General features: G+C 54.3%; 25 protein-coding genes. 6 read left to right on the top strand and 19 right to left on the bottom strand.

Features of this window, described 5'->3' with window-relative positions; translation table 11 throughout:
- Positions 1–37 precede the first annotated feature (37 nt).
- The 6 genes from mfd to ACAW74_RS27435 form a co-directional block, all read right to left on the bottom strand.
- Positions 38–3,463, bottom strand: a complete 3,426-nt coding sequence (gene mfd, locus ACAW74_RS27460) for a transcription-repair coupling factor (protein WP_370701468.1) — start codon at positions 3,461–3,463, stop codon at positions 38–40.
- Between the two features lie 172 nt (positions 3,464–3,635).
- Positions 3,636–4,079, bottom strand: a complete 444-nt coding sequence (locus tag ACAW74_RS27455) for a barstar family protein (RefSeq protein WP_370701467.1) — start codon at positions 4,077–4,079, stop codon at positions 3,636–3,638.
- Positions 4,079–4,564 (bottom strand): guanyl-specific ribonuclease, encoded by a 486-nt coding sequence (locus tag ACAW74_RS27450; protein ID WP_370701466.1) that lies wholly within the window; start codon positions 4,562–4,564, stop codon positions 4,079–4,081. Before ACAW74_RS27450 ends, ACAW74_RS27455 begins: the two co-directional genes overlap by 1 nt.
- A 25-nt stretch (positions 4,565–4,589) precedes the next feature.
- The gene (locus tag ACAW74_RS27445; RefSeq protein WP_015329570.1) at positions 4,590–4,883 is read right to left on the bottom strand and encodes a muconolactone Delta-isomerase family protein; all 294 of its coding nucleotides are present in this window, start codon (positions 4,881–4,883) and stop codon (positions 4,590–4,592) included.
- Positions 4,884–4,912: 29 nt separating this feature from the next.
- Positions 4,913–5,542: an alpha/beta hydrolase gene (locus ACAW74_RS27440; protein ID WP_370701465.1), complete on the bottom strand. Its 630-nt coding sequence runs from the start codon at positions 5,540–5,542 to the stop codon at positions 4,913–4,915.
- 107 nt (positions 5,543–5,649) lie between these two features.
- Entirely contained in the window at positions 5,650–6,582 is a 933-nt protein-coding gene (locus ACAW74_RS27435) for a ring-cleaving dioxygenase (protein ID WP_370701464.1), read from the bottom strand.
- Positions 6,583–6,783: 201 nt separating this feature from the next.
- On the opposite strand from ACAW74_RS27435, the gene ACAW74_RS27430 reads away from it, so the two are divergent.
- From ACAW74_RS27430 to ACAW74_RS27420, 3 genes are all read left to right on the top strand, one after another.
- Entirely contained in the window at positions 6,784–7,584 is an 801-nt protein-coding gene (locus ACAW74_RS27430) for an MlaE family ABC transporter permease (RefSeq protein ID WP_370701481.1), read from the top strand.
- 30 nt (positions 7,585–7,614) lie between these two features.
- A complete protein-coding gene (locus tag ACAW74_RS27425; protein ID WP_370701463.1) occupies positions 7,615–8,379 on the top strand; it encodes an ABC transporter ATP-binding protein in 765 nt (254 codons plus the stop codon).
- Between the two features lie 106 nt (positions 8,380–8,485).
- Positions 8,486–9,508 (top strand): MlaD family protein, encoded by a 1,023-nt coding sequence (locus tag ACAW74_RS27420; protein ID WP_370701462.1) that lies wholly within the window; start codon positions 8,486–8,488, stop codon positions 9,506–9,508.
- A 66-nt stretch (positions 9,509–9,574) separates the two neighbouring features.
- On the opposite strand, the gene ACAW74_RS27415 is transcribed toward ACAW74_RS27420, so the two are convergent.
- Both ACAW74_RS27415 and ACAW74_RS27410 read right to left on the bottom strand, forming a co-directional pair.
- Positions 9,575–9,964, bottom strand: coding sequence for a VOC family protein (locus tag ACAW74_RS27415; RefSeq protein ID WP_370701461.1), 390 nt, complete (start codon positions 9,962–9,964; stop codon positions 9,575–9,577).
- Positions 9,965–10,050: 86 nt separating this feature from the next.
- The gene (locus ACAW74_RS27410; RefSeq protein ID WP_370701460.1) at positions 10,051–11,592 is read right to left on the bottom strand and encodes a YifB family Mg chelatase-like AAA ATPase; all 1,542 of its coding nucleotides are present in this window, start codon (positions 11,590–11,592) and stop codon (positions 10,051–10,053) included.
- Between the two features lie 275 nt (positions 11,593–11,867).
- Here ACAW74_RS27410 and ACAW74_RS27405 point away from each other — a divergent pair, with 275 nt between their 5' ends.
- Positions 11,868–12,812, top strand: coding sequence for a DUF8428 domain-containing protein (locus ACAW74_RS27405; protein WP_370701459.1), 945 nt, complete (start codon positions 11,868–11,870; stop codon positions 12,810–12,812).
- Between the two features lie 123 nt (positions 12,813–12,935).
- Here the strand turns inward: ACAW74_RS27405 and ACAW74_RS27400 are convergent, their stop codons facing one another.
- The 6 genes from ACAW74_RS27400 to ACAW74_RS27375 form a co-directional block, all read right to left on the bottom strand.
- Complete coding sequence (locus ACAW74_RS27400) at positions 12,936–13,364, bottom strand: hypothetical protein (RefSeq protein WP_370701458.1); 429 nt, start codon at positions 13,362–13,364, stop codon at positions 12,936–12,938.
- Positions 13,365–13,521: 157 nt separating this feature from the next.
- Complete coding sequence (locus tag ACAW74_RS27395; RefSeq protein WP_370701457.1) at positions 13,522–13,905, bottom strand: DUF3887 domain-containing protein; 384 nt, start codon at positions 13,903–13,905, stop codon at positions 13,522–13,524.
- A 94-nt stretch (positions 13,906–13,999) separates the two neighbouring features.
- Positions 14,000–14,668 carry an acyltransferase gene (locus ACAW74_RS27390; protein WP_370701456.1) on the bottom strand — a complete coding sequence of 223 codons (669 nt, stop codon included), beginning with the start codon at positions 14,666–14,668 and terminating at the stop codon, positions 14,000–14,002.
- Positions 14,669–14,696: 28 nt separating this feature from the next.
- On the bottom strand, positions 14,697–15,566 hold the full coding sequence (locus ACAW74_RS27385; RefSeq protein WP_370701455.1) for an alpha-1,2-fucosyltransferase: 870 nt from the start codon (positions 15,564–15,566) through the stop codon (positions 14,697–14,699).
- Between the two features lie 91 nt (positions 15,567–15,657).
- Complete coding sequence (locus tag ACAW74_RS27380) at positions 15,658–16,596, bottom strand: hypothetical protein (RefSeq protein WP_370701454.1); 939 nt, start codon at positions 16,594–16,596, stop codon at positions 15,658–15,660.
- Positions 16,597–16,689: 93 nt separating this feature from the next.
- Positions 16,690–17,757: a glycosyltransferase family 4 protein gene (locus ACAW74_RS27375; protein WP_370701453.1), complete on the bottom strand. Its 1,068-nt coding sequence runs from the start codon at positions 17,755–17,757 to the stop codon at positions 16,690–16,692.
- 261 nt (positions 17,758–18,018) lie between these two features.
- On the opposite strand from ACAW74_RS27375, the gene ACAW74_RS27370 reads away from it, so the two are divergent.
- A complete protein-coding gene (locus tag ACAW74_RS27370) occupies positions 18,019–18,975 on the top strand; it encodes a T9SS type B sorting domain-containing protein (RefSeq protein WP_370701452.1) in 957 nt (318 codons plus the stop codon).
- On the opposite strand, the gene ACAW74_RS27365 is transcribed toward ACAW74_RS27370, so the two are convergent.
- The 4 genes from ACAW74_RS27365 to tkt form a co-directional block, all read right to left on the bottom strand.
- Positions 18,961–19,698, bottom strand: coding sequence for a 4'-phosphopantetheinyl transferase family protein (locus tag ACAW74_RS27365; RefSeq protein WP_370701451.1), 738 nt, complete (start codon positions 19,696–19,698; stop codon positions 18,961–18,963). The two genes, ACAW74_RS27370 and ACAW74_RS27365, sit on opposite strands and share 15 nt — an antisense overlap.
- Before the next feature lie 72 nt (positions 19,699–19,770).
- The gene (locus tag ACAW74_RS27360; RefSeq protein ID WP_370701450.1) at positions 19,771–20,805 is read right to left on the bottom strand and encodes an aldo/keto reductase; all 1,035 of its coding nucleotides are present in this window, start codon (positions 20,803–20,805) and stop codon (positions 19,771–19,773) included.
- Positions 20,806–20,907: 102 nt separating this feature from the next.
- Entirely contained in the window at positions 20,908–22,020 is a 1,113-nt protein-coding gene (gene tal, locus ACAW74_RS27355; protein ID WP_370701449.1) for a transaldolase, read from the bottom strand.
- A 34-nt stretch (positions 22,021–22,054) separates the two neighbouring features.
- A complete protein-coding gene (gene tkt / locus ACAW74_RS27350) occupies positions 22,055–24,100 on the bottom strand; it encodes a transketolase (protein WP_370701448.1) in 2,046 nt (681 codons plus the stop codon).
- 264 nt (positions 24,101–24,364) lie between these two features.
- Between tkt and ACAW74_RS27345 the strand changes: the two genes are divergently transcribed.
- Positions 24,365–25,351, top strand: coding sequence for an amidohydrolase family protein (locus ACAW74_RS27345; RefSeq protein WP_370701447.1), 987 nt, complete (start codon positions 24,365–24,367; stop codon positions 25,349–25,351).
- Positions 25,352–25,445: 94 nt separating this feature from the next.
- Here ACAW74_RS27345 and ACAW74_RS27340 read toward each other — a convergent pair whose 3' ends face one another.
- Positions 25,446–26,204: an HpcH/HpaI aldolase family protein gene (locus tag ACAW74_RS27340; RefSeq protein WP_370701446.1), complete on the bottom strand. Its 759-nt coding sequence runs from the start codon at positions 26,202–26,204 to the stop codon at positions 25,446–25,448.
- Positions 26,205–26,253: the final 49 nt, after the last annotated feature.

Below are 26,253 nucleotides of genomic sequence, written 5' to 3'. Positions count from 1 at the left end.
TATCACAGGGCGGGCCTACAATAACGAATGATGGTCGCTAACTGGTAAGTTCAGACAGAATTTCGTTCAGTTGATCGATCGTTCTGACCCCTTCATGCGTAAAAATCAACCGGTTTTTAACGTCTCGCAGGGAACATGATTTGGGGTGTGCCTTGACGTAGTCAATTACCTTGCCAAATCGGTCCGACGAAAAGAAGGCATCTGCCCGGCTATCTTTCTCGGAAGAAACGAAGCTTCCCTTCATTATCGTATTCTTAAGCGACAGTTTTTCAAGGTGTAACTCCTCGGCTTTCCAGCGAACGGCCACCATTTTGAACAGATTGTCGACCCCCGCTGGCGGCGGACCAAACCGATCGGCTACTTCTTTCTTAAAGGCCTGTAGTTCAGCCTTGTCTTTGATGTTATCCAGACGCGTATACAAAGATAGCCGTTCAGAGATGTTTGTCACGTATGTTTCGGGGATCAACACCTCCAGATCTGTCTCGATAACCGTATCAGGCAGCATCGGTTTAAAGACGTCAGGCGTTTCCTGAAACAGCTCTTTGAATTCGGTTTCGCGCAGTTCCTGCACCGACTCGTCCAGAATCTGATGATACATCTCGTAACCGAGATCGTTTACGAAACCGCTCTGTTCGGCACCCAGCAGGTTGCCCGCGCCCCGAATGTCGAGGTCGCGCATGGCAATCTTGAAGCCTTCCCCAAGATCAGAGAAATCTTCGAGTGTTTGCAGGCGCTTGCGGGCGTCGGAGGTCAGCACCGATGCCGGTGGCGTCAGCAGGTAACAGAATGCTTTCTTGTTGGACCGCCCTACCCTACCGCGCATCTGATGAAGATCCGATAAACCGAAGTTGTGCGCCTGATTGATAATGATCGTGTTGGCGTTCGGAATGTCGAGTCCGGATTCGATGATGTTGGTCGACACGAGTACGTCGGTTTCGCCTTCGATAAAGCGGGTCATCACCTTTTCGAGCCGGTCGCCTTCCATCTGCCCGTGGGCAATGCCAATCCGGGCGTCGGGTACCAACCGCATAATCTTGTTCCCGATCGATTCAATATCGCTGACCCGATTGTGCACCATGAAAACCTGTCCGCCCCGCTTCAGTTCGTAGCTGACGGCATCGCGCAGAATGGTGTCGCTGAAAGCATGGATCTCGGTTGTTACCGGCTGTCGGTTGGGTGGCGGCGTCGCAATGACCGAGAGATCACGCGCCCCCATCAGCGAGAAATGCAGCGTGCGTGGAATGGGCGTGGCCGTAAGCGTAAGTACGTCGACCTCGACTCGCATTTCTTTGAGCCGGTCTTTGGTTTTAACGCCAAACTTCTGTTCCTCGTCGATGATCAACAGACCCAAATCTTTGAATTTGATGTCTTTGTTCACGATCCGGTGCGTACCAATCAGGATACCCAACTCACCGGAAGCGGCTTGCCGCAGCGTTTCTTTGATCTGAGCGGCCGACTTGAAGCGGTTGATGTAGCCCACCTTGACCGGAAACTGCGCGAGGCGATCCTTAAAGGTGTTGTAATGCTGCATCGCCAGAATCGTTGTTGGCACAAGCACCGCCACCTGCTTATTGTCGGTAACGGCCTTGAACGCCGCCCGAATCGCCACTTCTGTTTTGCCAAAACCTACGTCACCACAAACCAAACGGTCCATTGGGTGGGGCCGCTCCATGTCAGTTTTCACGTCGGCCGTGGCCTTGGCCTGATCGGGCGTGTCTTCGTAGATAAACGACGATTCCAGCTCGGCTTGCAGAAACGAATCGGGCGAGTAGCGGAAGCCGGGTGCGTTGCGGCGTTTGGCGTACAGCGTAATCAACTCGCGGGCAATGTCCTTGACCTGCTTCCTGACCTTCGATTTCTTCAATTCCCACTCTTGCGAGCCGAGCTTGCTCATCGTGGGTGGGCCTCCCTCCTTCCCGCTGTATTTGGCAATCTTGTGCAACGCGTGAATGCTTACCAGCAGCATGTCGTTGTCGCGGTAGATCAGCCGAATAGCTTCCTGTTCATTGCCGCCCACATCGACTTTCTCCATACCCGCAAACCGACCAATGCCGTGATCGACGTGGGTCACGTAATCGCCGGGCTGAAGCGTTTTCAGTTCGCGCAGGGTGAGCGCCTTCGATTTGCTGAACTTGTCACGTACCCGGTATTTGAAGTACCGGTCGAAAATCTGGTGATCGGTGAAGCAGACAATCTTGGTTGTGTCGTCAATAAACCCTTCCCGAATACCGACCTGCATGGTCTGAAATTTCAGGAACGGATCGACTTCATCAAAAATCACCTTGAGGCGCTCCAACTGCTTGTACGACTCGGCCACTAGGATGTTAGTATATCCCCGGCTTTGGTTGTCGGTAAGGGCTTCGGCAACGCGCTTAAAATCTTTATTGAACGACGGCTGCGGCTTGGACGGGTACGTTAGTTTCGTTTCGGTTTTGAAATAAAACTTTCGCCCAAACTCGACCGTGCTCAGGGCTTTGATCTGATTCAGGAATGCCCGGCGTGTTTCGAACAGACGCTCAGGATCTTCTACAACCTGTATGTTACCGCCCCCACTCGTTACCTGTTCCAGACTCTGCTCGGCGCGCTCGAAGCATTTCTCGATGATTTCGAGTGCAAACTCCACGTCTTTAAACCAGGCGCAGGTGTCTTTGGGCAGGAAGTTCAGAAACGATTCGCGGGTTTCCTGCGTGAGGCGCGTCTGTACGTTCGGGATGATGCTGATCTGATCGAGCCGATCGGTCGAGAGTTGCGTTTCGGGGTTGAAATGGCGGAGGCTTTCGACTTCATCGCCAAACAACTCGATCCGGTACGGAAACTCGCTGGCAAACGAGAAGACGTCGATGATGCCTCCGCGAATCGAGAACTGACCGGCTTCGTAGACAAAATCGGTCTTCTCAAATTCGTACGATTGAAGCAATTCGGCCACGAAACTGGAGTCGATCTTATCGCCAATGCGAACGGCCAACGTATTGGCTTTCAGTGATTTCTTGTTAATCACCTTCTCAAACAGCGCCTCCGGGTACGTTACAATCAGGCTACCCTCCTTCGGGTTGAGGCTGATACGGTTCAGCACTTCGGCGCGCAGCAACACATTGGCATTCTCGACCTCTTCGTACTGATACGGCTTCTTATACGACATCGGAAACAGCAGCACGTTGCCATGCGTATCGGCCGTGACATTGGTGCGCGACGAGTCTGGACGGTCGGTCAGGCCAAGGATGTTTTGCAGGTCGTTGAAGAAAAAGGAGGCTTCTTCGCGGTCGGTTAGCACAAACAGATGATTGCCGCCGAGCAGTTTCGTGAGCGAAGCCGCCAGCATGGCGTCGAGGCTACCGGCTACGCCTTTCACCTGAACACGTACTGGATCGCCGGCACCCGGCTGGGTACGTTCCTGCAACGGTTTAGCCAGAATTTGTATGAACGGGTCCTCAATATACAAGGACAATAACTGATTCGTTGTCAAAGCGTTAGGTTTGCTTCGGTAAGCCAGTAAATGAACACGAAAAGCCGCCGGGCTATACAACCCGGCGGCATAAATAGAAACCCAAACGCACTGGAAATGTTCCGTTTTGTCTGAGTGTATGGACTTATTCTTACTGCACTACGGCAGAAAAATCAGGTTAGGCAACTGCGGGTTAACCGACCAGTTCAAAGGCAATTCCTTCTTCCGCCAGCAGCGACTCAATGCGGGGGCTTTTCTCGAAAACAACGCTGAACTCCTTGTGGTCGGCGAGGTCTTCTTCATCGTCGGCCATCCACTTCCAATCTTCAACGGTCGCTTCCAGAATAGCCAGGATAGACGCCATTTTCTTGGGGTCGCGCTCCTGACTGACGAGCTGATCGGTGTTAGTGAAATAGAGCACGATCTTCTCATCTTCCAGCCATTGCAGGTCGTTGAGCGCATCGTTGAGTGCGTCGAGGTTATTGCCGAAATGGGGAAACTCAAGTACGTCGGCGATTTCGGCATAAAATTGCTTGAGCGTCCGGGCCTTGCTCCCATCGATGTGCGCGACGAAATGATCGGGAAAACGGTCGGCCAATGCGGCCTCAGACGTTGACAGGATAAAGTTAGCTGCCATCAGTTTACGTGTACTTCGACAAAGGTGTTATAATGATCGTTGGTGTACCAGGCCCGACCATCGGATCCCGTCACCAGGCGTTCGGTGCCCCGGTTGCGCCCGCCCACTTTCGGGTTTACGTCCCATTCCTGGTAATCGATGGGCCTGCCATCGGTGTCGCTACGGGGTAGGTGATTTTCAAAATTGCCAAACCGCCGTCCACCAACGTACCCAGCCATCGCCCGGCTGTTGGCTTTCACATACGCCAGTACGTCGTAGACTTTCTGCGGAATCGGTCCATTCTTTACCTGCGATTGAGCCGTATTGGTCTGGTAAGATTCGGAAGGTCGCTTACGGTGATGGCGACTATGCTTTTTGCGTGACTGCGTCTGAGACGTCTGTTCAGTCGATTCGTCGCGTTGGGCTTGCGACTGGCAGTCGGCCAACAGCGACGAACCGATGAACAGGCAGGCAACTAGAAAGAAGGTGCGGAAATAGTAAGGCATCGATGACGACAACTGAAGCAGTTACTCAATTCAGTGAAAACATCGGTACCCGCAGCGAAACAACGTTGCTGAACATCAACTCAATGATGTCGGGGGTCATATAGTCGATCAGTGGAAATTCGGCGAGCGCTTCCAATACGGCAAGCTCTGAATCTGCACTAACGATGCACCATAATTTCGAGCGATCGGCGGCGAGCGAGTACGACAAAATCCGGCCTTGTTCCATCATCTCATTGATTTTGGCACGCTGCTCGGGGACTTTCTCCATGAACGCTTCATCCATATCGGCCAATGCAATCTCGACCATAAAATGACTCATAGCTTCCAGGTTGATTAATAACCAGCCAATTAGCTGGCCAGTATAGTATTAATCAAAGTTAGCTCGTCTTCGTTCACGCTGTGCGGCCCGTTGGGATAGAGTCGGGTGGTTACCTTGGCGTCCATGCGCGAGAAAACGGCGTCGGTCTCCAGCACGCGCGCTTTCGGGATATGCGAGTCGGTATCTGAGCAGCCCAGCAGCACGGGCGTCTGCCCGAACGTACCTGCATAGTCACGAGCTGTACCGTCGGGGCCGATAAGCCCGCCGCTAAGGCCGAAAATGCCGCCATACGTACCTGGGTTCTGCGCCAGAAATTCCAGCGTCAGACAGGCTCCCTGCGAGAAACCCAGCCAGTATAACTGCGGCGTTTTAAAATTAAAATCGCTCTGCAAACGAGCCAATAGCATCTTCAACGCCGTCAACGCCGACGACAGATAGGGCTCATTGCGCTCGGTTGGTTGCAGAAATGAATACGGGTACCAGGTACCGCCACTTGCCTGCGGCGCCAGAAAGGCCATACCTTCCGTGTTGGTCAGATATGACGTCAGCGAGAGAATATCCTGTGCCGAACTACCACGCCCGTGCACCAGCACCATCGCCCGTGTGGCTTCTTCAAGCGGTACACCGGCCGTGAGCACATTATTTGGGTTGTGAATCATGATTCTGGTAGGAGTTCAATGTCCAAAGACCATCGTTCAAGGTTAGCAAATTATGCTTATGCATGCGTCATCAACCTTGAACGTTGGTCTAGGAACGTTGACCCTAGTTAGTTGATCACTGGGAGAATCTCTTCCAGTTTGGCCCGGCGGGCCTCGTACTGCGGAGGCAGTTTCAGCGACGTACCCAGCGATTCAACAGGCTCGTCGATAGCAAAACCCGGCGGATTCGTAGCAATTTCGAACAGCACACCGCCCGGCTCACGGAAGTAGATACTGTGGAAATAGTTACGATCCTGCACCGGCGTTACCTGATATCCGCCCTCGGCCAGTAGCTGCTGAATCTGTAACTGTGTCTCGTCGGTATCGGTCGAGAAAGCTACGTGGTGCACCGAACCGGCTCCCTGTAAGGCCCGCAATGCACTGGGATTTACGTGTATATCAATGTAATTCCCTGACCCGCCTTTACCCGCTTCAAAGCGCAGCAAATCGGCTTCTTCGGCGACGAGCCGGTGTTGCATCGGGTTGGTAAGCAGTTCAATCGTGCGTTCGGGACGAATTTGTTCCAGCGTAACCGTGTGGAAACCACGAACAGCAAACTCGGCAGGAATCTGTCCGTTGCTATAACCGGGGCGGGCGTCGTTGTCGTTAAACACCAATTCGATACCCGTACCGTCGAAATCATCGAAGCGGATGTAGCTCTCCTCGAACCGCCGGAGTGGCATGGTATGCGCAATCTGGAACTGCTGCAACCGATCGAGCCAAAACTGCATCCCGGCAACAGGAACCGAAAAGGCTGTGTAGGTGAGCTGCCCCGCTCCTTTGCGGCCACGCGGAATGTTGCCATACGGGAAGAACGTCATGATACTGCCCGGCGAGCCCGTTTCGTCGCCATAATACAGGTGGTAGACATCAGGCGCGTCGAAATTGACCGTCTTTTTGACCAACCGCAAACCAAGAATTTGCGTGTAAAAATCGACGTTGCGTTGCGTATCGCCTGCCAGCGCAGTTACGTGGTGAAGGCCATTGACAAGGGTGCTCATAAGGAGGATTGTTTATTTTCCAGTGTATTTAATGTTGATACATACAATGAATCTATAAAGTTCACGAACCTGTGATTTGTCTGTGGTGTACTTTATTAACGATGGAGTGCTTGACGCCCGTAACTCATTAAGTTAAACCACTTCGTCTACTACGTGTTTACTCAGTTCGATCCTGATTCCATCCATTCTGATACCTCTTTGATGTTTCCACCGGCGCCGAATACCGAAAAGCCCCTGATTTCGACCCGTATCGACCGGGTTCTGCTGTCGTTGAACGACGTCTGGCAGTTTGTCTTTCGCTTTTTTCAGGAAGTATTCCTGCCGCCTTATGAAGGCCGCGAAATCATCCGGCAGTGCTACGATGTGGGGGTACGTTCCCTTCCACTTATTTCATTGACCGGTTTCATTACAGGCATCGTTTTTACCAATCAGTCGCGTCCCTCACTGGCTCAATTCGGGGCTACTTCGTGGCTACCGTCGCTGATTGCCATTGCGCTGGTTCGGGCGTTGGCTCCCCTGGTTACGGCCCTGATCGCGGCGGGTCGGGTTGGGTCAAACATCGGGGCGGAGCTGGGTTCTATGCGCGTGACCGAACAGATCGACGCTATGGAAGTGTCGGCCACCAATCCGTTCAAATTTCTGGTCGTTAGCCGGGTGTTGGCCACTACCCTGATGATCCCAACCCTAATGGTGTACACGGTTGCTGTCGGGATGGTGGGTTCTTATCTGAACATCAGTGCCAACGAGGCTACGAGCTTCCGAACATTCATTGAAGAAGTATTCGGGGCCATCACGTTCCTCGATATTTTCTCGTCGGTAATCAAATCATTTGTGTTTGGCTTTACAATAGGCATGGTTGGTTGCTATAAAGGCTATAATTCATCGAAAGGCACCGAGGGCGTGGGGAAAGCCGCCAATGCGTCGGTGGTGACATCGATGTTCCTGATTTTTATTGAAGAACTGCTGTCGCTGCAAATTGTAAATGCATTGCGAAGTGTATAGGGCTGCCTCTAGCGCCTCTTTTTTAGCTATATGACACCATCTACACAAACGCCCGAACGGGTTATTGAGATCAAAGACCTGCACGTTGCCTTTGGCGATAACTATGTACTGCGTGGGGTCAATCTGGATTTGTTCAAGGGCGAAAATCTGGTTGTATTGGGTCGGTCGGGCACGGGTAAATCGGTGCTTATCAAGATTATCGTCGGTTTGCTGGCACCCGACTCGGGTCAGGTACGTGTATTGGGGGAAGATGTGCTCGCGCTATCGGCTACCGAGCTGGAGAAACTGCGGTTGAAGGTGGGCTTTTCGTTTCAGAACAGTGCCCTCTACGACAGTATGACTGTTCGGGAAAATCTCGAGTTTCCGCTCGTTCGCAATGTGCGCAACCTGAGCCGGGCCGAGATTGACCGGGCTGTCGAAGAAGCCCTCGATGATGTGGGCCTGAAACAAACCATTAACCAGATGCCGTCGGAGTTATCAGGTGGCCAGCGGAAGCGGATCGGTATTGCCCGAACGCTCATGCTCAGGCCTGAGATTATGCTCTACGACGAACCCACGGCAGGCCTAGACCCCATTACCTGCATCGAAATCAACAATTTGATCAATGAAGTGCAGGAGCGACACGGCGCCTCGTCAATCGTGATTACGCACGACCTGACCTGCGCCAAACAGACCGGCGACCGAATTGCTATGCTCTTCGATGGTCAGTTCCAGCGCGTAGGTACGTTCGACGACGTGTTCAACACCGACGATGATCGGGTCCAGCAGTTTTACAATTACAATTTCACTGAATGATTTTTCTGAACAGGATGCCCGCCAGATCGCTTCATAGTCAGCCGACTACCCCGATCACAGCGTTCTGTTCATCTCATAAATCCCGTCAAAAAATTACACACAACCTATGAAATCGAATCGTCGGGCTGTTACAGTTGGCCTGTTTGTCTTACTTGGCATTGTCCTACTCGTTGCGGGTATCCTGTTTCTGGGCGGGCAGCAAAAACGTTTTACGTCGACCATTCAACTAAAAGCTGTTTTTAAAGACGTTGCCGGCCTGAAAACAGGGAACAACGTCTGGTTTTCGGGCGTAAAAATCGGTACGGTTAAACGTATCCGGTTTACGAGCAATTCGCAGGTCGAGGTGGATATGAACATCGAGGAAAGCTCGGCCGAGTTTATCCGGAAGGACGCGCAGGCTACGCTTGGCTCCGACGGCTTGATCGGCAATAAGCTGATCGTCATCGTGGGCGGCACCAACCGGGCCGGTACTATCGAAGACGGCGACATGTTGCGGGCCCGTGAAGCGCTGAGCACCGAGGCCATCATCGATACATTGCAGGTTACTAACCGCAACCTCCTGAAAATTACGCAGGACGTGGGTTCAGTCGTAACTCGGGTCAAAAACGGACGCGGTTTGGCTGGCGCCCTGCTCACCGATACGACCGTGCTGCTCAATTTCAAGAATTCGATGGCTAGCCTGCAACGAGCCTCCAATAACGCCGTGCAGATGACCAACTCGCTCAGCACATTTACCGCCAAGCTGAACCGGCCAGGTACGTTGGCTAACGATCTTGTAACCGACACCGCCATCGTGCGGGATATTCGTAGCTCAACGGCGCGCCTGCGGCAGATGGCCAATCAGGCCAACGAGGCCATTGCCGACGTGAAACAGGCCACTCAGAAGCTCAATAACGGCAATAGTGCCATTGGGGTACTGACGAGCGACCTGTCGGTCGGAAACGACATCCGCAGCACGATCCGCAACCTGAACAGCAGCACCCAAAAGCTGGATCAGAATATGGAGGCGCTGAAAAGCAACTTCCTGTTCCGGGGGTATTTCCGAAAGCAGGAAAAAGCCAAGGCGAAAGCCGCCAAAGAAGCTGAGAAAAATGGTGGTACGGCACCTACCGATACCACAACCCGATAACTAAGAAAGGCCTGATCATCAGGCCTTTTTTAATGTGAAAATGCGAGCGTTTTTTGAGCCATTCAGTTACTGTGCAAGGCTGAAATGTGGATTTTCAATTAACCCCAGCACATTACCCGCTGGGTCTTTCACCGTAGCGACCTTTATACCCCCGCCGACGTCGGTGATAGGCTCGGCGGGGGTAGCGCCAAGGCTTTGAATGCGTGCGTAAGCCGCTTCGATCGACGCCACGCCCCAATACGTAAGGGTGCTGCCTGCCTGAAAAGCCGCATCTGGGTCGAGCCCCAGTTCATATCCACCCACGTTGAACCCAACGTAGAACGGCTCATCGAAATAGGGGCCAAAGCCGAGTATAGCGGTGTACCAGGCCTTTAATTCGTCCAGATTAGGAGCCGCGTATATCACGGTTCGCAGACCAAGCAAATTGGTTGATTCGGTAGCGGTTGAGGTAGCCATAGTAGTTGTTGTTTTGATGAATTACTGCGGTTTATACCGGGTCACAAAATAGCCAAAACAACCATTGCCACAACGGTGAAGCCCTCCTATCCTGCCCAATTTTCGCGATCGAGACTGCGGTACTGAATGGCTTCCGCTAAGTGCTCGATCCGGATTTCGTCGGCATCGGCCAGATCGGCGATGGTGCGCGACACCTTCAGAATCCGGTCGTAGGCCCGCGCCGACAACCCAAGCCGCTCCATCGCCGTTTTGAGCAGGATTCGCCCTGCATCGTTAATAGCGCAAATCTCCTTCACCATCTGCGAAGGCATCATGGCGTTGGAGTAAATTCCCTCCTGTCCTTCAAACCGTTTTGTTTGCCGGTCGCGGGCTCTGATGACGCGCTCGCGGATCGCTTCGGAGGTTTCGGCGGGGCGGTTGGCGGTCATCTGATCAAACGACACGGGCGTAACTTCCACATGCAGGTCGATCCGGTCGAGCAGTGGTCCGCTCACTTTGTTGAGGTATTTCTGCACCACACCCGGACCACAAACGCACTCTTTATCGGGGTGGTTGTAATAGCCGCAGGGGCAGGGGTTCATACTGGCGATGAGCATGAAATTGGCCGGGAACTCGACCGCCCAGCGGGCGCGCGAGATGCTCACGCGGCGTTCTTCCAGTGGCTGTCGCATCACCTCCAGCGCCGAGCGTTTAAACTCAGGCAATTCGTCGAGGAAGAGCACGCCGTTGTGAGCCAGTGATATTTCGCCTGGCTGCGGAAAGCCGCCTCCGCCCACTAGTGCCGCATCGGAAATAGTGTGGTGTGGCGCGCGATACGGGCGTTGGGCGATCAACGTAGCCTTCTTGCCGAGTTTGCCCGCTACCGAGTGAATCTTGGTGGTTTCCAGCGCCTCTTGCAAGGTCATCGGCGGCAGAATTGTGGGCAGGCGTTTAGCGAGCATCGTCTTGCCAGCGCCCGGCGGCCCAATCATGATCACGTTGTGCCCACCGGCGGCCGCAATTTCCAACGCCCGTTTGATATTCTCCTGACCCTGCACGTGGGCAAAGTCGGCATCGTAGGCGTTGACGCTTGTGAAAAACAGATCCCGGGTGTCAACGACCAGCGGCTCAATCGTATGGGTGCCGTCGAAGAATGCCAGCGCCTCGGCCATGGTCTGCACCGGAATAACGTCGAGGCTGTTGACGATGGCCGCTTCGTGGGCATTTTCGGCGGGTAGCACAAAGCCCTTATAGCCCTGTTTGCGGGCCTCGATCGCAATGGGCAGTACGCCTTTGATGGGCCGAAGCGAGCCGTCGAGGGCCAGTTCGCCCATGATGACGTACTCTTCCAGGTTTTTAGCCAGGTTCACCTGCTCCGAGGCTTTCAGCACGCATAAGGCAATGGGGAGGTCGTAGGCCGAGCCTTCCTTGCGGATATCAGCCGGGGCCAGATTAACGACGACCTTCTGCCGGGGCATGCGGTAGCCGGCATATTTCAGGGAGGCTTCTACCCGCTGTTCGCTCTCTTTAACGGCGCTGTCGGGCAGGCCAACCATAAAAAATTTCATCCCCTGCCCTGCTGTTACTTCGATCGTGATGATGGTTGCATTAACGCCATAAACGGCAGCTCCAAAGGTTTTTGCCAGCATAGAAAAGGACAAATAGGTGGTGAAAACGGGGGTTAAAGCTAAGAAATTGTCGCTACGTTTTACTTAACTCATTGCCTTGGTGGGCGGCTACCACCGGGTTGAATTAGGGGGCAAAAACCGGTTTTTACAGAACCGTTTGCTCAACGATGAAATACTTTTGCATCAAATTGCGTTATACCCATATCGTTTTACTCAAACACCACTATTTGCCTATCGAATTACTCTACGTAGTACCTCAATTTGTGTTTGTTCAACTTAAAATCCGTACTACTATTATGGAGAGTAATCAGCAAAGACCGAAAACAAATGGTGCTCTTTTGGCGGCCCTTGTTTTAATGACTGGCCTGGCCGGTGTTACTAGCTATCTTTATTTTGATAAGAAAGGTGTAGCTGAAACGCAGGAGGTGACCATCGCCGAACGCGTTGAAGAACTGTCAAATACCCGCGTAAAATTAGATTCGATTTCGACGGCCCTCGACGCAAAAATTGCTGAGGTGCAAAAGCTGGGCGGTGACGTCACCGAGCTTCAGAACGTAAAAGCCAAACTGGAAGCGGATAAGGCATCGTTGGCGCGCGGGGCAAAATTGTCGCGGGCGGCTGTGGCCAGCTATGAGGTTAAGATTCGCGAATACATGGCGTATCTGGCAGAAAAAGATACGTTGATCGCCAACCTGCAACGGGAAAAAGAAGTGCTGGTGGCTGACAACAGCACTCTGAACACGGAGAACACGACGCTAAAAACCCGGCGTCAGCAACTGGAAGATACCGTTGCGCTTGTGGCCACACAAAATCAGGAATTGGCAACGAAAGTAACGCGGGCCTCGGCCTTGAAAGCGCAAAACGTAAAGGTTTACGCTGTTAACAGCCGCGGTAAGGTAAAAGAAGATGATGAGTATAAAGCCAAGCGGATTGATAAGATCAAGCTGACGTACTCGCTGCTCGATAACCCGCTGACTGCCGAAGAACCCAAAGACGTGTTTGTGCGCGTGCTTGACCCCGACGGAGCTGTTGTATCGGATATGGCCAACGGTTCAGGTACGTTCTCGGCTGGTGGTGACGAAATGGTGTATACCGTGAAGCAGACGGTCAACTATGACCGCAACGGCAAAAGCGTTGAACTGCTTTACTCACGTGGCACGCAGTATCGTCCTGGTAAATACACCATCGAACTGTATAGCGAAGGCTTCAAGATTGGCGCAGGCGAGTTCGCTGTTCGCTAACTCGCCGGATAGTCGCTCCTACGTTATGCTAATACTGTTTGGTAGCGTTTCTATATGACAAAAGGCTCGATCTCAACAGATCGGGCCTTTTGCTTGCAGGTACGTACAGTTTGTAGAGAATCCTTACTTGGCGCCTGTGAATGAAAAGCTGTCGGTGTCGCTCTGCCGTTGCACACGCAGCACTAGTGCCTGTCGCTCCAGCCCATTGTTGCCAAAGGCACGATCGGTACGGACCGTACCAAGAATCTCACCCTGCTGTATCAGTTGAACGCTGTTGTCGGGCAGGCGCTGGAGCTGTACTTGTTTGATAGTCAGCAGCCGGGTCGTTGGGTATTGTTGCAGGTACGTTAGCGTTACCGAGTTGGCTGATTCTTCCCGTAGCGTGGCGGTCGGCATTTTGTCGGCTGGTAACGCAATACAGAGGTAATCGAGAAACCCGTTGGTCTGGTATTCACCGGCTACCTCGGTGGCCAACGTTGGAGCAATGTCGCTCTCGCGCCCACAGGCCGCCGAGATGAACAGAACGAAGCAGAAAAGTAGAACCCGGAGCATATGTTGGCCAATGATTAACGTAATGCGTATTGATTCGAGCCGTGTGGTTGGTCGGATACGGATATAGACGCAAGTTATTGGATAAACGTTGTAACGTGCCGCTCAGTTTGTTTGTATTTGATGCAACGTACCGGCGTAGCTTACAATTGGTTACCGGCTAATCTTTGGCGGGTTGAAACAGGAACGTGTAGATCTTGCCTTCGGCATCGCGACTGATGTACACATCAAGCGGAGCATTGGTGAAGACAGCTCTGTATTTGGCCACACCGTCGGTTACGCTCTTCAGTTCGTGCGACTTCCAGCTACCCAACTGATCGTGGATTTGCGCATTGATCTGCTTGGCCTGCTCGAGCGAAATCTGCTTTTTGAACTCCTGACCCATCAGGCTATACAGCGAGTCGGGCTGTTGAGCGTTGATGTATTGTTGCGCCAGCTTCATCAGCGAGTCGAGTTTGGCCGTTTCGGGCGTAGTGGCCTTCGTTTGAGCGTTGGCAGCAAAAGTGCCAATCAGCAGCGCGGCAGTGGCCAGCAAGCGTTTCATAAGCAGTTGATTTGTGAACCCAAACGTAGCAGGTGAACCTGCTCTGCCCCTTATAAATTGGTTAAACGGTCAACTACCCGGCTCGATGGCTCAGTCAATTTGGGGTAGCCAGCAGTTGAAGTTCGCTGTTTGCTACTTGGTCGGATTTGCTAAGGTTGATCCACTGCTTAAGGGCGGGATCATATTGTTTCAGCACCCGGGCCGGGTTACCACCAACCACCGAGTAGGGAGGCACATGACGCGTAACGACGCTGCCCGCTGCCACAACCGAATGTTGACCAATGGTTACGCCTGCCAGAATCGTCGCATTAGCACCAATCCAGCAGTCGTCGTCAATCACAATCGGTTTGATCGTCACGGGCTGATGGCGAATCGGAGTCAGAATGGCTTCGTAATCGTGGTTTAATCCCGACATAACGACGTGTTGCGCTGTAATTACGTTGTTACCTAACCGAACCGGCCCGATCAGTGTTGAGCCAATACCAAGCAGGCAGTTACTCCCGATCTCGACGGCCCCTACCCCGTTATTCACCACGCAATAATCTTCGATCAGGCTGTGTTTGCCCAGCCGAAACGTATTGAAAGGCAGTACGTCGAGCCGGACCCGCGATCGAATCCGGGCGGTTGGGTGGTGCCGATGCACAAACGGGTTCACAAACCAACGTACCCAGCGCCGGGGGCGTGCTTCCCGTGATGGGATAAGTAGCCGATGCACTAGTTGTTTAATGAGCGGTTGCTGTTTGATAAAGCGTTTCAGATTCATAGGTAGGAATAAAGCGTTTAATGGCAGATCAAAGCCTGAGCCAGTCCGGCGGTAGCAGGTCTTTGGTGTCCCAGGGTTTGTTGGCAAACCAGCGTTGCGGGCCAATGACAACCTTATCGGGGCGTGGATTGAGCCAAGCCCCCCACCAGCTGAACGAACTGTTGGCAATCACATGGTGATGACACAGGCTCATCAACTGGAGATCGTCAACGTCGGCATCAGAACCGCTATTCTGCACAAAGACGTGCGGCTGCTCCGTCACGATATTGGCACGTACCCAGTCGGGATCGTCGCTGAAAAAGAAGAGCGTCGCGTCGGGGAAAAGGCGTTGCAGGTGAGCCAGTGCTTTCTGGTAATAGGCCAGCCCGACAAATCCAAACGACTGGCTAAACTCGGGGTGAGTTACGTAGTCGCCGCGCCGAACATGCACCGATATAGGTACGTTGGCCTGCTCAATTTGGCGCTGGTAGTCCAGAAAGGTATTGCTCAGCGGTCGATTGAACGTGAGTTCCTGCCGAATCTGAGGCGTGCTATGGGCAAAATACTTCTCCGACTGCCAGAACCCCCACAGAATTGTCAGCGGTGCGGCCGGCCGAATTACCGCCGGGTCGAAATGAAAATCGGCTTCGAAACGCGTATCGACCAGCGGGCGCAATGATCGGCCGGGCAACAGGCGCGTTGCCTTTGAGGCGTAAAGCCAGGGCGACGAGTCGAGCAGGTTGTAGCGAACGTTGAACCGGTCGAGTTTGAATTTTCGGGGGGTATCGGTGGCGTACTCCTGATGGAAATAACGTAGGTCAAACCAGAGTGACGTATTGCCTTGCAACGCCAGATGCCGCCCCAGTGCATACTGAAACAGCTGATTTCCTAACCCAGACGTGATTTTGGCGATAACCATAGAACTGTTTAATAGTACTTCGTTTGCCGTCTTTTGTCGCCGGGCCGAGTTAGAATTTACTCATAAAGCCCGCCAGCGGAAGACAGGTCAACTAATAATGGGATTCGACGTAGTCAATCAGTTCCGCGCGATTTTGGGCGTGAAAGATGGTAGCGCCGGAAAGGTTAGGAAACAGGTTTTTGTATTCGTCGAAATCGTGTTCAAAACCGCCGCCGGGATGCGACAGCAGTGTATTGATACCCCCAAAGCAACTGGCCAGCGCCGCCGTGCCGCCATGCATCGAAATAAAGCGGTCGGTATTGGCATAGACCATGAGTTGCAGGTGGTTGAAGTTTTCGACCCGATCGCGGTATTGGGCAAACAGGTCGTTTAGTTGAATTACGTCGGGGTGATGCTCGCGAAGCCAGGCGTGTTCGCCAAGATCCATGATCTCGCTGTTGTCCAGCACGATTTGCCCACCCAGCGGCCGGTTATAAACGATCTGGTAATGCGGTTTCAGGTACGTTATCAGCCGATCAAGGTCGGCAATGTCGAGATAATTGATGGGCGGCTTGTCCCACTCGATGTTGTACTTGTTGGCGATGACGAGCAAAGGTTTCTCGTAGACAAACAGGTCGTTGCGGTAGTGTTCCTTGAACGGCACCCGCGCCCATTTCGAGAAATCGTAGGTAGGGGCATGCGTCATGTTCGGGATGGTGTAGTTGCCATAACCCGCTTCCCAAACCCGTTTGTCGTGCTTCTCGACGTGGTCGGGGCTGAAAAAGTAAAACGGGCGCGTGCCTTTGGCGCCGATGGTCTGTTTCAGCGTGCCGTTGAGGTGGTGCCAGTAGGCAAACGGCATCGCGTAGCGCACTTCCTGGTCAAACTCCCCGTAGAATTCAATCACCTTGTAAGGTTGCTTCGTTATGCGGTCGGCCCACCAGTAACGTACTTGGCTCAGTCGGGCGAAATAATTGTCGCGCACGAAATACCGCAGATCGGGCCGGTAGCGAGGGTAACGCACCGCCGCCAGCACGTAGAGCGATTTCAAAAGTAATTTTTGAAGCATAAATGGTGGGCTATGATCGCTTCAGATGAAGAGTAAGTAAGATCAACGCAACGAACAGGCCAGCACGATCGTTGGCTACAGGTTTTCGTAAACAGCTACCAGTTTTTTGGCCGTATTGGCCCACGAAAAACGGTCGGCCCGTTCGAGGCCGTAGTGACGCAGGTTTTTCCGCAAATCGGTGTCGGTCAATAACCGATTAATTGGCTCGGCCATGGCTTCGGGCGACGTTGGGTCGGCCAACAGCGCGGCCTCACCGGCTACTTCGGGCATCGCCGAGGTGTTGGCCGTCAGCACGGGCGTACCACAGGCCATCGCCTCCAGAATGGGCAACCCGAAACTTTCGCGCAGCGACGGACACAGAAACACCGACGCCGCATTGTAGACCACCGGCAGCAGCGCATTCGGAATGTAGCCACATAGCCTGATGTCAGCCATCAGTTCGGGGTGGCCGATCTGAGTCAGTACGCCGGTCACGTAATCGGCCGACACATTGGCCATCACCAGCGGTAACGTCAGCTGCCCGCGCTGTTTCAGAATGGCGAGCGCTTTCAGCACATTGGGTACGTTCTTTTTAGGATCGGTGTTGCCCAGGAAAAAGATAAACTCGGCGGGCAGGTTGAATTGGGAACGTACCTGAGCCAGCAACGCGGTATCGTCGATCACCCGGAACTGTCGGCTAACGGCGTTGTGTACCGTCACGACTTTATCGGGTGCTACGCCGAGGTGGTCGATGATGCGCTGCCGTTCGTAGTCGGAAACTGTCACGACACGGTGGCTGCGTTTTACCACGCGGGGTACGTTCCAGCGGCGGTAGAGATTGCCGAAACGCTGGTAGGCATTGCCACCCACAATGGCTTTTTCCAGGAAAATGATGTCGTGGAGGGTGAGCACCAGCGGGGCGGGGCAGTTGAGCGGGGCCGTATTGGCCGTGCAGTTCAGCACCGATACGCCCGCCGACCGAACGGCTTTGGGCAGGGCCGACTGTTCCCAGACCGGATATGGGCCGCCGTCTAGCTCCACCACCTGCACGTTGGCAGCTGTGGGCAGGCAGGCCCGGTCGCTGTCGGGTTTAACGAAGACGACAAACTCGTGTTCATGGTGGTCGGCCAGCGCCCAGATGGTCTCTTTGGCAACAATGTCCATACCATGCTTATGTGGGCGTAACAACCGCTGCGCCTCTATCCCAATTCTCATCAGATCGACCTCTTGAAGGCTTTCTATTGCGTATGCAGGCTTCAAACACCCGTTTTTGACTAGTGCTTTTCCCTGACTCGTTTAGACCGTACCTATCCCGATTAAGTCACGGTATTTTTTTCATATGTTGGCGTGACGCTTTTGTTGGCCCCGCATCACAATAAGACTCTAACTCATGCTAAAAAATCCAATCTGTAATGAACATTCACTATGAAATGGGCTTTAAGTCCGATTGCATTGGCTTGGTTAGGGAGCTGGTACACAACGGCGTCGGCGCAATGTACGGGGCCGGGCTCGCGGTTGTTGTTTCGGGAAACGTTCGGAACGGTAAGCCAGCCCGTTGATATTTCAGACCGTACAAATCATCAGTTTTTTCCGATCTGCCCCAACGATGGGCAATACACAATCACCAACCGGAGCGATAGCGTTTGCTACCACGCCTGGCATCAGGTGCGCAACGACCACACCTCGACCGACGGAACGGGGAATATGCTCATCGTAAACGCATCGTACGATTCGGGAGAGTTTTATCGGCAAACATTGACAAGGCTGTGCAGCCGGTCGAGTTACGAGTTTTCGGCTTGGTGTATTAACCTGATCAACATTCACAAGTGCGACGATAACAGCCCGCTCCTTCCCGACTTAACCATCCGCATCGAGACAAGAAACGGACGGCTAGTGAAGGAATACGTGGTGGGCTATCTGAAAGAAACGCCTCAACCCGACTGGCGCCGTTTGTCGGTAACGTTTACGCCACCCGATGTCGATGAAGAAGTGGTGGTTAAACTGCTGAATACCGGCGGGGGCTGTGGTAATGACTTGGCACTTGATGATATTGAACTGGTGCAATGCCGCCCCTGTTCAGAATACGATAACCCAAATGCCTATAAGGTGCTGGTTCCCAATGCGTTTTCGCCTAACGGAGATACGTTAAATGATAAACTGGAACTGGCTGTCGGTGAGGCGGTTATCGACGTAGTTACGACCATCTACGACCGTTGGGGCAGCGTTATCTTCGTATCGGATTCGTCGCGCGAATGGTGGGACGGTACCTTCAAGGGAGTACCCTGCCAGGATGGCCTCTATGCCTGTAAGGTGAGCTACAGCTACTATGACATGTCGCCCGTGAGCCACACTCAATACGGGCAGGTGTTATTGGTCCGTTAACGTAAATGCCCGAATGGAGCCCGGCTGGTGGCATGCCAATGCGGCCAGATGGGTGTCGGCGATTGGAAAGCTGTAAATATGCCACGTACCTGACGCGCCGATCGTCGACGATAGCACGGTTTGCCCCCCATCAAGGACCGAAATGGCGGTAAGTTGGTCGGTCAGGCCGAGGCCGGTAGCTTTCAGAATCGCCTCTTTGCGGGTCCAGAACGTGTAGAACAGGCGTTGGTGAGCGTCGTCGCCCGGTTGACCTGCCTGTTGCAAGGCCTGCTGTTCGGCGGGTCCAAAACAGAACGGAATTAGCTCGTCGTAGGCAAATCCAGCTTTGAGCTGCTCCACATCGACGCCAACGGGCTGCTGACCAAACGCCCATAACACCCACTCGCCCGCATGCGACACGTTGCTGTGCCATCCATCGCTATTGACCAGTTCAGGCTTGCCGTGCTCGCCCACCGCCAGATCGACAGTGGCTGCTGGCTGACCCAGTAATTGACCAGCCAGCCAGCGTAACCCGCCCCTGCCCACCATGAACCGCTGTCGGTCAATCTCCTGCCGAAACCGGTTAGCCCTGAGTTGCTCGTCGGTAGTCAGCAACGTATAGAAGCTATGCTGAAAAGCGCCGAACGAGTCCAGCTGGTAGCGCACAACCAACAAGGTATCCGGCTCAGGTACGTTAGGCCAGCCAACTGCATCGGTCCAGGGCCGCCAGCTGAGATTGGGCATAGGTTGGCAAAGTAGTGTGGCGAAAGACATAGCATTTGCGTTGGTTGGCGATCGCGTTATCAGCCCTCCTCCCTACTTATACAGTTCAGGAACAAGCCCCAAGTGCGGCGATTTGCGCTGATGCCAGTAGGGGTACGTTGTTTCGCGCTCGCTGGCGGCGTCGAGGCGCTTTACCTGCTCAGTCGTCAGCGTCCAGCCGATAGCGCCCAGATTCTGCTTCAGTTGTTCTTCATTGCGAGCACCAACGATAACATTGCAGACCGTAGGGCGTTGCAACACCCAGTTCAAAGCGACCTGTGCGACGGTTTTTCCCGTTTCGTCGGCTAGTTGGTCGAGCACATCCACGATGCCATACCAGTAGTCTTCGGGAATAGACGGGCCTTCACCCCCACCCTGCGCAATCCGGCTATCGGCCGGCATCGGATTCTCGCGCCGGTATTTACCTCCTAACCGCCCGGCCGACAATGGACTCCACACCATCGTGCTGACGTGCTGATCCATACCCAACGGCATCAGTTCCCACTCAAATTCACGGCTCAGCAGCGAATAATAGGCCTGATGCACTACATACTTGGCCCAGCCGTAGCGCTCCGACACCGACAGCGCTTTCATCAAGTGCCAACCCGAGAAATTGGAGCAGCCGATGTAGCGTACCTTACCGCTTTGCACCAGGTCGTTCAGCGCGCTTAGCGTTTCCTCGACGGGCGTACGGGCATCAAACCCGTGCATGAAATAGATATCGATGTAGTCGGTTTTGAGGCGGCGCAGGCTGTCTTCGCAGGATTTGACGAGGTGAAAGCGCGATGAGCCGAAATCGTTGGGGCCGTCGCCCATTTTGAAGGTCGCCTTGGTCGAAATCAGCGCTTTATCGCGCCGTCCTTCCAACGCTGCGCCCAGAATCTCTTCCGACATGCCGCGTGAGTAGACGTTGGCCGTATCGAAAAAGTTAAGCCCCGCCTCTAAACACATATCGACCATCCGGCTGGCCTCGTCGAGCTGCGTGCTGCCCCACGCTTTAAAAAACTCGGTGCCGCCGCCAAAAGTGGCCGTACCAAAACTCAGGACAGGGACTTGCAGCCCCGAATTTCCCAATTGTCTGTATTCCATCGTGTAACGTGCATTAAAATTGCCCCTGAATCCGTCTGACTAACGCGCGAAGCATCACGCATCTACCAGACGGGTTCAGGGGCAAGTTAGCGATTGGTCAGATTAAGCCACGTCTGTGGCCGATTTGGTTTTTTGCTTGTCGATGGCGGCTAGCAGTTTTGCGTACGGCTGGTTGAACTTCTCGATGCCCTCGGCTTCCAGTTGCTGACTGATCGCCTCAAGGTCGATACCCGCGTTGGTGACCCGGTCGAGCACTTGCATAGCCGCATCCGTATCCGATTCCAGCCGCGACGCCGCCTGACCGTGATCGCGGAACGCATCGAGCGTTTCTTTCGGTACGGTGTTGACCGTTTTCGGGCCGATCAGTGCCTCCACGTATTTCACGTCTGAAAAGGCCGGGTTCTTGGTGCCCGTACTGGCCCAAAGCAGGCGTTGGGGAACGGCTCCCTTTGCCGCCAGCTTCTTAAACCGGTCGCTGTGGAACGCCTCTTTATAGTGTTCGTAGGCTTTCTTAGCCAGTGCAATCGCCACTTCGCCTTTCAGCTCGCCCAGCCCTTTTTCGTCCAGCATCGGGTCAACGAGTACGTCGATCCGGCTTAGGAAAAAGCTGGCAACCGACGCCACCGAATCAATGGGTTGGCCAGCCTGATCGCGCGCTTCGAGCCCCGCTATATAAGCCTCGACCACCGCCTTGTACCGTTCCAGCCCAAACAGCAGCGTCACGTTGATGTTGATGCCTTCGCTGATGGCCTGCTGAATGGCGGGGAGCCCTTCGGCTGTGCCCGGAATTTTGATCATCACGTTCTCCCGATCCACCGCCTTCCATAGCTCGCGAGCCTGCGCAATCGTACCGTCGGTGTCACGCGCCAGATAGGGCGACACTTCCAGACTAACGTATCCATCGGCACCCCGTATCTCACCTTCATAAACCGGCTTGAAAATGTCAGCGGCTCGTTGAATATCCGCAACGGCAAGACCGTAGAAGATGGCTTCGTTATCGTGGCCGTCTTGAGCAATTTTCTGAATGTCGGCGTCGTAGTCGGACCCGCTGCTGATGGCTTTTTCGAAAATAGCCGGGTTCGAGGTCAACCCGCGCACGCCGTCTTCGTCGATCAACTGTTGCAACTCGCCGGAGTTCATAATCGGCCGGTCAATGTAATCGAGCCAGATGCTCTGCTCAAACTCGTGAATCTGTTTTACGTTACTGGTTGCCATATTTCTTGTGTTTGACGTTTAAGGTTTCGCGTTTTCAGGATAGTACTTCTTTTTTCTCGATGCCGCCCGGCTGCCCGGCCATGACCTTCTTGGCCTGTTCAACTACATTCTCGACTGTAAAGCCGAAATAAGCCAGTACCTCATCAGCGGGCCCCGACAGCCCGAAGCGGTTCATACTGATGGTAGTCCCTTCGTCGGTGACGTATTTATGCCAGCCTAGCGGAGATCCCGCTTCCACAGCCAGCCGCCTCCGGATAGATGGCGGCAATACCTCGTGATGATACGCCTGATCCTGCTGCTCGAACAGCTCCCACGATGGCATGCTCACTACCCGCGCCGCAATGCCCTGCTTTTTCAGTTCGGCCTGCGCCTTCAACACCAGCGACACTTCCGAACCTGTTCCGATCAGGATCAATTCGGGTTCGCCATCGGCTTCGCTTAGGATGTAGGCTCCCTTTTCGAGGCCGCGCGCCGGACTGTATTTGGTCTGATCCAGAATGGGTAGCTCCTGCCGACACAGAATCAGCAGCACGGGTGTCTTGGGTGTCTGCATAGCCAACCGCCACGCTTCCACCGTTTCGTTGGCGTCGGCAGGCCGCAGCACGATGATGTTGGGAATGGCCCGCAATGAAATCAGTTGCTCGACAGGCTCGTGCGTTGGCCCATCGCCCCCCACGCTAATGCTGTCGTGCGTAAACACGAACGTAGCCCGTGACTCGGCCAGAGCCGTAAGGCGAATGGCCCCGCGCATGTAGTCGGAGAAGTTAAGGAACGTACCTCCGTATGGATGCACACCGCCGTGTTGCGACATGCCGTTGAGGGCGGCGCCCATCGCGTGTTCGCGCACCCCAAACCAGACGTTCGACTGCCCGTAATGACCGGGCTGAAAGCTCAGGTTGTCTTTCGTCGGCATCACGTTGGACGACGCCAGATCGGCCGAGCCGCCAAAGAGATACGGTACGGTTTGCTTGAGGGCCTCCAGCACCTTACCCGACGCCTGCCGGGTAGCCATGCCTTTTTCGTCGGGCTCGAACCGGGGCAGATCGGCGTCCCAGCCGTCGGGCAACGTACCCGCAAACGACTGGTCGAACTGCTTGGCTTTGGCCGAAAACTGTTGTTTGTAGGCGGCAAATCGCTGCGTCCAGTTGGCTTGTAGCTCAGCGCCGCGTTGGCCCGGCTCCATCAGGTGCGTTTTCACCTCGTCGGGAATCACAAACGACTGGTCTGGGTCGAAACCGAAGAATTCTTTTGTCTTACGCAGGTTCTCGTCGCCCAGCGGGCTACCATGCACTTTGCTGGTACCAGCCTGCGGACTGCCATAACCGATCTGCGTTCGGACGGCGATGATCGACGGGCGTTCCGTTTCCTGCTGTGCTGCCCGGATAGCCGCTTCAATGGCATCCAGGTCGTTGCCGTCGGCTACGTGCTGCGTATGCCAGCCATAGGCGTCGAAGCGCAGCATTCGGTCTTCGGTAAACGCCAGTTCGGTCGGGCCATCGAGCGAAATAAGGTTGTCATCGTAGAGGTAAATCAGCTTACCCAGCTTGAGGTGCCCCGCCAGCGACGCCGCTTCCGACGCAATGCCTTCCATCAGATCGCCGTCACTGACGAGTACATAAGTATAATGATCGACCACCGTATGCCCGTCGTGGTTATAGGTAGCGGCCAGAAACGCTTCGGCCATCGCCATGCCTACGCCGTTGGCAAACCCCTGTCCCAGCGGACCGGTGGTCACTTCCACGCCCGGCGTCAGATTCGATTCGGGGTGGCCCGGCGTCTTGGAGTGCAATTGCCGCAGGCGCTTGAGTTCGTCGAGCGGCAAGTCATAGCCGTATAGGTGCAGCATACTGTACAGCAGCGCGGCTCCGTGCCCGGCCGACAGGATGAACCGATCGCGATCGGGCCAATGGGGGTCCTGGGGGTTAAAGCGCAAAAAGCGCGACCAGAGCACATAGGCCATTGGCGCAGCGCCTAGTGGCAAGCCGGGGTGACCATTGGTGGCTTTCTGGATGGCATCGACGGCCAACAGCCGGATGGTGTTGACGCTCAGTTCGTCGAGGGAGGCAGATTGGTTTGGCATAGCAACATCCAACATCTTACTAGTTAATGGGCAACGTGGCCCTTCATACCCTAACCAGCCCCCGGAAAAATGGCTGAAATAATTAGCCACTGTTATCCTGCCTGGCATCATTGCCACAGCTGTTTACTGATAAAACGCGCGATTTCATCGATTGCCTGACCTCATCAGGCCCAAATGGTAAGGAGATTATAACCTTTACGTACTTTTTACATAAAGCCTGATTTCATCAGGTACGTTCTGTTCCTGTTTACTGTTCCTCTGCCGATGAAATTCTATATACCGCTCCTGTTGAGCCTGTTTGTCTTAAGCAACGGCCTGGCTCAAACTACGCCGCCTAAACGGCCATTGCCCATCATTGACGTCCATGTGCACGCTATGAAGGTGAATCCTAGCTTTTCGCTTGAGATGTGCCCCTGGTTTTTGCGCGATATGCCGGGGGGCGACCCCAATCAACAGATGCGGGCCTTTCTGAATACCGAATGCGTTGATCCGCTCCAACCTGCTAAGTCCGATGCCGAAATGGAAGCGGCCGTGCTGGCGACGATGGAACGCCTGAACATGACCATCGTGGCCTATGGTGATCCCACCATTCTGCGTCGCTGGAAAAAGGCGGCCCCCAACCGCGTGATTCCCGGTATCGGCATCAGTTCGCCCAACGAGATGAGCGTAAAAGCGTTTACCGACTCACTTTCGTCGGGTTTCTACCAAGTAATGGGTGAAGTAGCGCCGCAATATCAGGGCCTTTCGCCAAGCGATCCGTCACTGGATGGCTATTTTGCCGCTGCCGAAAAACTGAACATTCCCGTGGGTATTCATATGGGTACGGGCGGAAATGGGATGGCCAACCTCACGCAGGCCAAATACCGGGCGTCGCTGGGGCGGCCTTTCCTGCTGGAAGATATGCTGGCCAAGCACCCGAAGCTCAAAATCTGGGTAATGCACGCCGGCTATCCCATGATTGATGAGATGATTGCCCTGATGGGTTCAAACGCCTATGTCTACGTCGATCTGGCGGGCTTCATCTGGAGCTATCCGCAGGCCGAAATTCACGCGTATCTGAAACGGCTCGTTCAGGCTGGGTTTGGCAAACGGATTCTCTACGGCACCGATTTCATGATGTGGCCCAAACTATTTGAAACCTCGATCAGCGTGATCGAAAACGCCGACTATCTGTCGTTCGATCAAAAGCGCGACATTCTGTTCAACAACGCGGTCCGCTTTTTCCGCCTCGACGCCAGCAAATTTAACTAACGTACCTGCTGACCCGAAAGTAGCTAACAAGACCACTGCTTTCGGGTCAGTAGGTACGTTCCATGCGTCAGAACGGGTTATACCAACGCGAGCCCTAGCCTTGCTTCGTCAGCTGCCCTACCAGCGCCCGCCCGGACTGCCAGATAAACGACGCGTCTGTGCCCACCGCAATAAACTGAACGCCACTAGCCAGCTCGGCCTCGGCGGTTTCGGCCTGAAGCACGAACGTACCTACCGGCATGCCTCGCTGGGCACAACCTGTTTTTACACGCTGGATGGCCTCCTGAACAGCCGGATGTCCTACCTCACCCAACCGCCCCATGCTGCCCGACAGGTCATAGGGGCCGATGAATACCCCGTCGATGCCCGGCACCGCCAGTATCTCGTCCAATTGCTCGACTGCCCGAATATGCTCAATCTGAATGAGTAGCGCCGTTGTGTCGTTGGCTTGCGCTACGTACTCGCCGAACGTGGCGCCATAACCGTGCGCCCGGCCAATGCCCACACTGCGGTTACCCAGCGGCGGGTATTTGGCCCATTGCACCGCCTGTCGCGCTTCTGCGGCCGAATTGACCTGGGGAATGATAACGCCGTCGGCACCCAGATCGAGCGCCTGTTTGATGCAGACCGCACTGTTCTCAGCTACCCGGATTACCCCGTTGCACGTACCCCGCATGGCCTGTAACAGCCGTTGGGAGTCGGCAAGCGTCAGTGTGCTGTGTTCCAGGTCGATAAACAGCCAGTCGAATCCTGCCGAGGAGAGCATCTCGCTGATTTGGGGCGCGGGTAGCGATACCAACGTACCCAGCAGGGCCGACGAGCCACGTAGCTTCTGAACAAAAGACGGTTTCATATCGCTAAAGTAATACCCGGCACGCCATACCGACTTACTGAGTAAGTCA

Origin of the sequence: Fibrella musci (genome assembly GCF_041321105.1) — a bacterium.
In the GTDB taxonomy this organism is placed as follows: Bacteria; Bacteroidota; Bacteroidia; order Cytophagales; family Spirosomataceae; genus Fibrella; species Fibrella musci.
The sequence above is the reverse complement of the archived record's forward strand: the minus strand, read 5'-3'. Positions and strand labels throughout refer to the sequence as shown.